The following is a 6,092-nucleotide window of genomic DNA, read 5'->3' on the forward strand; positions in this document are numbered from 1 at the left end:
TCAACCTGCTCAAGATCACGGGCGGACAGGGTGTCACCATTGGTCCGATCCTGCTGGGCGCGGCCAAGCCGGTGCACATCCTCAACCCGCAAGCCACCACGCGCCGCATCGTCAATATGACGGCGGTAGCGGTGGCGGAAGCCAACGCGCTGCGTTAGTAACGGTCCTCAACAGCAGCAGTGGGTGGCAAGTCAGCATGGCCGTCCTTCCACGAAGGGGGATGTGTTAAGTAAACCATGCACGTATTGCAGCATGCCGCGGGAGTGGCCAAAAGCGGGGGGCAAGTCCGTCAGAAAAAGGGAGGATTGTCTACTGACACTATCGGAGCATCCGCTGGCGCGGCTGTGCAATCGGTGCTGTGGGTTCCGGCGCAAGCGGCGGCGAAACCCGTGCTTTCTCGTGGAGAACTTCGTCCTGTCCATCCGCTGTGCCAGCAGAACAGAACCGCGATGGCGGGTCGCCGGCGCAGCGGACGCATTCACACGAGTGTATATTTCCCGGGATTGCCGGCACCGGGGGCCCACGAAACCGCACGCTGCTTCGCATGGGATTGCTCCCGGTGGCAGGCTTCCAGCCGTTGCGGTGGCGTTCCTGGCTGGCCAAGCACAGCAATTTTACCCCTGGCAGCGTAACCAATACGGCCATTGCCAACTTCGGCTGCTGATTCTGCTTTTCTGCGACACAACCCTATCGGGTGCTCATGTATGCATTGAATAAAGCTTCAACTCGGATTGGGGTGTCAACGTTCAGGTGTCATATGTCAGCCGGACCCATACCACGATCTCCCCAGGAGACACCGATGCATCGGGCTCGTCTGGCAACGGGCTGGGCGATGTGCGCGTGGTCGGTCGCTACCAGGGGCTTCTGGAGAGAAAGAACTTTGGCTCGCAGTTCGGCGTCAAGCAACCGGCTGGTTCCACCAGAATTTTGATTCGGGGCCTTCAGCCGGAACCCCACTCGAGGGAGCACTTGCAAGAGGTAGAGCAGCAGTTTCTCCAGGGCGACTTTTCGGATCCTACCCACATTCACGGCAAAGACATGCCCGGTGCATCCGAACTTCGTGCGGCCAAAGCAAGTCAAATCGCCATTGGGTATCGAGATGTTGAAAGGGGGGCGAGCTAGTCTATTGAACATCGGCCCCCAAGTTGGCCGCTGCCCTGGACAAATGGTTTGACGCCCATTTCTCCGACCATGGCCCGGATGCCATTGAAGGTCATCAGCATCATCACGGCGACATGCCCTAAGAGGCAACCATACTCGACGGTACCCTGAGCCTTTCAGGCCGCCGGTGTCGGCCTACCGCTGAGGTAGTTGATAGACACGGCAAATATTTCGATAGCCGAACTGGTGGCATGCATGTTGGCAGGCGGCTCCGTCGGCTCGTGCCGTCAGCGGAACGCGCACAACGGCAACTTTCATCGAGATGACTTCCAATGAAGAAGCTGCTTAGCCCCCACGAGATTGCAGTGCTTTTGGTGCTGTTCAGCGCGCCTGGCCAAGTCCCACTCGCCGACCCTGACGCAATCATTCTCCAACAAGAGTTGTTGGCGGAAGTCGTCGAAACGTCTTCCGCCGGTACCGAGTACCGACTGACCCCCGAAGGTAAGGCACTACTCCAGCGCCTGGGAATAAGGCACGCCGCCACTCCCGCCGCACCGGAAGCTGGATTGTCGCGCAGGACATCCAGTTCGGCGACGTGCTGATCGACAGCTTGCCACAGTAGATAAGGCTAGCCGCGCAGGGTGACGAACACCTCGTCGAGATGCCACGCGCTGCCGGAATTGGAGCGAGCCGCCTTGGCGCGATGTGCGAAGCCCGCGCCGAACTTGTCGCACCAGCGGCGGACCGTCTCGTAGCTGACGATCACGCCGCGCTCGAACAGCAACTCTTCGATGATTTGGTGACTTTGATATGGCATTTTCCAAACCACAGTCCTCACCGAAGACGCCTGATGCAATCTCGGCAGCGCGGATGTCTTCGATCTGCCGCTAGACTGCAACCCCCGCCCCAAGGTCGGGCGGGGTATGCGGCACTGCTTTGTCTGTCGTTGTCATGGTGTTGTCAACCCCACAGGTTCTAATCATTGCGATGTCACGCATTGCCGGGCGCCAGCCGTGATAGAAAGATGAAGTACATCGCTCGCGTAAACGATCACTCGATATTTCCCATATAAATCATCTAGACGTCGAGATTAATAGATGCGCCATGACCATTCTCTGGATGAGCATGAACACCGGTGAGCGCCACTCTAGCCTTCACTGCTTCCGCTTTGCGGCGAGAGCGGATGGCGGTCTTCACGCACGTGCAGTGCTCCCAGAAGTCGCGACGCGCAGCCTCGAATTACAACCACTACGCTGCGTATTAAAGCAACACTACACAGAGGCAGACACACATACGGAGCGCGTCGATGCTGATCAGGAACGCTCGCGTCGTCACGCGAGATGAAGAACTTACAGGCTCCTTGCGTATCGAAGACGGCCTCATCCGCGATCTGGAGCGCGGCATCACGTCCGCTCGCGAGGCCGCTGACTGGGACGGCGACTATCTGTTGCCTGGCCTGATCAAACTGCACACGGACAATCTCGAGAAACATCTCGTGCCGCGTCCCGGCGTGCGGTGGAACATCGGACGCGGCGTTCGTGATTCGCGATGCGCAGGTGGACCGCGCCCAGCATCACGACCGTCTTCACCAGATGGTGTCGTTCCTGTTGATCGCCACCTTCGTACCGGTCGCTTGCACCGAACGCGTTTCCGCCTATCTGCGCAGCCTCGTTATGTGAGTGCGGGGCAAGCGCAGTCGCTGTCACCTCAACATTGAATTGCGAGATTTTATGCTGATTAATCATGGCGTCTCTGCGGATCCGTGGACGCTCGGCCGTGTCTTGTCAGAATAGCCGGAGATCCATTCGACGGCAGTGGTTCGCGCTAGCGACTTTGGCCGCTACACCTATCTCGGCCCACGCAGTCATGTTGCCGAATCAGTAATCGGCGACTACGGCTATGCGATGGGCGACAATCAGATCGCCCACGCACTCATCGGCAAGTTCGCCAACATCGCCACCGGCGTGCGCATCAACCCGCCCAACCACCCGTCGTGGCGGGCGACCCACCACCACTTTACCTATCGCTCACGCTCGTATGGGCTCTCGCTCGACGACGACGCCGGCATCTTCCAATGGCGCGCGCAGGACAGGGTCGAGATCGGTCACGATGTGTGGCTCGGCCATGACGCCATCATCATGCCCGGTGTCACTATCGGCACGGGGGCAGCCGTCGGTTCAGGAGCGGTCGTGACCAAAGATGTGCCGCCATTCGCTATCGTCGTCGGAGTGCCGGCGCGCGTGCTGCGCTTTCGCGTCGACACGCACACTTCAGAACGGCTGCAGCAGATCGCCTGGTGGCACTGGAACCCCGAGCAAATCGATGCGGCCTTGGCCGATTTCCGCGAGCTCACTGCGGTCGAGTTCGCCGAGAAGTACGGCGGCCAACTTCGCGCGGAAAGTGGGGAAAATGCCTGAGTGGCGATTTTGCCTAGCTAGCAGGGTGCTGAAGTACTCGCTGCGCACGGGCAGAGCTYCCCGCTGCGCAGCTCGTATGCCCAGCATTTTTCACAATCCGGAAGCCAGCCGCCATTTCATCGGTTTTCCAGCGGTTTGGCGCCCGTTTTCGGCTCACTCGCCAAGCATTACTCCCACTGCGGACGGATTTTCATTGGCCTGTATCGCTATACGCGCAAGCCCATGTACGTCTCCCTCAAGCTCATACTTCTGGGTTGAGCGATGTCGTTCGGCTTCCCGGGCTTGCACAACTACGCCATCATCGTCGGAGTCGCTTTCCACTTGCGCGTAGTCTTTGGGGAGGAGCCTTGGCTTGCACACACGCATGGTGCCAAGTGGTACGAGTACGCCCGCCAAGTGCCACGCTGGCTCCTTTGAGCGCCTTGGAGGCACGTCATATGGCAAGCGATGGTCGCAGCGAGAAGGCGGACACGGGCATGGTGCCGCAAGTCGCAAACCGCGGGATCATGCGTCGCGCCAGATCCCGCTAGATACCGCTGAACCAGTTGTAGCCCTGGTCTTCCCAGTAGCCGCCCGGGTTCTCGTTGGTGACGAACAGGGCGGCGATGTGCTTGGGATTCTTGAAGCCCAGCTTGGTCGGCACGCGCAGCTTGAGCGGATAGCCGTACTTGGCGGGCAAGGGCGCGCTTCCGAAGTCCAGCGCCAGGAGGGTCTGCGGATGCAGCGCCGTCTCCATGTCGAGGCTGGAGTAGTAGCGGTCCGCGCATTTGAAGCCGACATAGCGCGCCGTTGTGTCCGCGCCGATGCGCTGCAGGAATGTGCGCAGCGGCACACCGCGCCATTCACCGATGGCGCTCCAGCCTTCGATGCAGATATGGCGCGTGATATGGCCCGCCTGCGGCAGCGCGCGCAGCCGCGCGAGGTTCCAGGGCCGCTTGTCGGTAACCAGGCCGGAGACTTCCAACTGGTAGTCATTGCCGTCCACCTCGGGTACGTCGAACTCCTGGTAGAAGGCGTTGAAGGGAAACGGCTGGGTGATCTGGCCGCGTGCATARCTGGGCGCCAGCCGGTTGCGGTTGAACAGCCAGGCCTGCACGCGGTCGTTCCAGCGCGACATGGACCACAGCACCTTGTCAACGGTGTCGCCGTCCTGCAGCGTGCAACCGGCCAGCATCGACAGCGCGCCCAGCGACAGCGAGGAGCGCAGGAAATTGCGCCGCTCCAGGCGCGCGAGTTGCGGCCGGAAGTCGGCCACGCTGAGGCGCTGGTGCGGGGGCTGGATGATGCTGGCGGTTTCACGGCCGGCTTCGCGGGCCGGGTCATCGTGGCGCGCGCCTGGCGCCTCGCGGGTCGCATCGGTCATGCTTTGGCCTCTCCACGATGGCCGCGCGGGGCGCGGCCGGTGAACATCGGCAGAAGGGTGGATGGCACCACGATCACCAGGGCCAGGTGCACGGCGACGAAGCCGACGATGCCCGCCATGGCGAAGAAGTGCACGCGGCGCGCGGTATCGAAACCGCCGAACAGATCCGCCAGCCAGTACAGTTGCACCGGCTTCCAGATCGCCAGCCCGGACGCCACCACCGCCACGCCCAGTAGCAGCACCGCCGCATACATCATCCGCTGCACCGCGTTGTAGGCGCCGGGGCGGTGCGGCAGCCTCAGGCGCAGCGCCAGGCCCGCGTCGCGCAGCACGGCGCCGGGGCCCAGCGGCAGGAAATGGCGGCGGAAGTGGCCTGTGACCATGCCGTAGCCCAGGTACAGCAGTCCGTTGGCGCACAGCAGCCACATCGCGGCGAAGTGCCAGGCGATCGAGCCACCCAGCCAGCCCCCCACCGTGGCCCACGCCGGGAAGCGGAAGCCGAACAGYGGCGAGGCGTTGTAGATGGCCCAGCCGCTCATCACCATGCAGGTCATGGCAAAGGCATTGATCCAGTGCGTGGCGCGTACCGCCAGTGGATGGACAACGGCGCGGCGCTTGCACGCGGGGGAGGCTGGCTTGCGCATGGCGGGACTGCCTTACATGGGTGGCACGACACCGTTCTTGCCGGCGGAGATGAAGCGCGCGCTCAGCGCGCCGTCGGCCGTCTTGCTGGCGAACAGCACCACGTGGGTGCCTGGCACCAGCAGCGAGCGGTCGCCAGGTTCGAGGTTGACAATGGGCACGTCGGCCGGGATCACGATGCGCTTCTCGCCTTCGAGATACTTCACGGTGATGGTGCGGCCGTTGCTCACCACCACGCTGCCGACGGTGCCGTTGGTCATGCTGCTGTTCTTGCCCAGGTCCCACGCGCGGTGGCCCTCGCCGGTGCCGCGCATACTGGGCGGGAATACATGCACCTCGAGCGCCTTGAGCGAGCCGTCGGCCTGCGGCACCGCCGCCGTGCCGATGTAGCTGCCGGACTGGATCTCGTCCACCTTGGCCAGCGTCACGGCGCGCACGGCGGTGTCCTTGGCGAGGGCCACGTCCAGGTCCTGCCCCGCGCGCGTGCGTACCTTCAGCGTGTCGCCGGAGAGGGCGGTGATGGTGCCGCGCACGCCGGTCGGGGCGGTGGCGGGCGCGTTGGCCGGGGC

Annotated in this window: 6 protein-coding genes and 2 pseudogenes; 4 read left to right on the forward strand and 4 right to left on the reverse strand. The window is 62.6% G+C overall.

Annotated elements, in window-relative coordinates; genetic code table 11:
• Positions 1-158, forward strand: a 158-nt coding sequence (locus tag AC1DKD_RS38005; protein WP_477112152.1) for a phosphate acyltransferase, incomplete at its 5' end; no start/stop codon positions are given.
• Positions 159-1,433: 1,275 nt separating this feature from the next.
• Positions 1,434-1,703, forward strand: coding sequence for a hypothetical protein (locus AC1DKD_RS38010; RefSeq protein WP_477112151.1), 270 nt, complete (start codon positions 1,434-1,436; stop codon positions 1,701-1,703).
• A gap of 29 nt (positions 1,704-1,732) precedes the next feature.
• Here AC1DKD_RS38010 and AC1DKD_RS38015 read toward each other — a convergent pair.
• Positions 1,733-1,939 (reverse strand): annotated as a pseudogene (locus AC1DKD_RS38015) (IS6 family transposase); the annotation flags it as partial.
• A gap of 468 nt (positions 1,940-2,407) precedes the next feature.
• Here AC1DKD_RS38015 and AC1DKD_RS38020 point away from each other — a divergent pair.
• Together AC1DKD_RS38020 and AC1DKD_RS38025 are read left to right on the forward strand one after the other, a co-directional pair.
• Positions 2,408-2,688, forward strand: a pseudogene (locus AC1DKD_RS38020) (alpha-D-ribose 1-methylphosphonate 5-triphosphate diphosphatase); the annotation flags it as partial.
• Between the two features lie 227 nt (positions 2,689-2,915).
• Positions 2,916-3,518, forward strand: coding sequence for a DapH/DapD/GlmU-related protein (locus AC1DKD_RS38025; RefSeq protein ID WP_477112150.1), 603 nt, complete (start codon positions 2,916-2,918; stop codon positions 3,516-3,518).
• Positions 3,519-4,044: 526 nt separating this feature from the next.
• On the opposite strand, the gene AC1DKD_RS38030 is transcribed toward AC1DKD_RS38025, so the two are convergent.
• The 3 genes from AC1DKD_RS38030 to AC1DKD_RS38040 form a co-directional block, all read right to left on the reverse strand.
• On the reverse strand, positions 4,045-4,881 hold the full coding sequence (locus tag AC1DKD_RS38030) for a molybdopterin-dependent oxidoreductase (protein WP_477112149.1): 837 nt from the start codon (positions 4,879-4,881) through the stop codon (positions 4,045-4,047).
• Positions 4,878-5,525 carry a cytochrome b/b6 domain-containing protein gene (locus AC1DKD_RS38035; protein ID WP_477112148.1) on the reverse strand — a complete coding sequence of 216 codons (648 nt, stop codon included), beginning with the start codon at positions 5,523-5,525 and terminating at the stop codon, positions 4,878-4,880. Before AC1DKD_RS38035 ends, AC1DKD_RS38030 begins: the two co-directional genes overlap by 4 nt.
• A gap of 12 nt (positions 5,526-5,537) precedes the next feature.
• Positions 5,538-6,092, reverse strand: a 555-nt coding sequence (locus AC1DKD_RS38040; protein WP_477144474.1) for a hypothetical protein, incomplete at its 5' end; no start/stop codon positions are given.

This window comes from Cupriavidus sp. 05T313 (assembly GCF_056396665.1).

What these genes read in the sequence shown, in the direction of transcription:
- AC1DKD_RS38010 (WP_477112151.1), top strand. Translation starts at nt 1,434, where the DNA reads ATGAAGAAGCTGCTTAGCCCCCACGAGATTGCAGTGCTTTTGGTGCTG.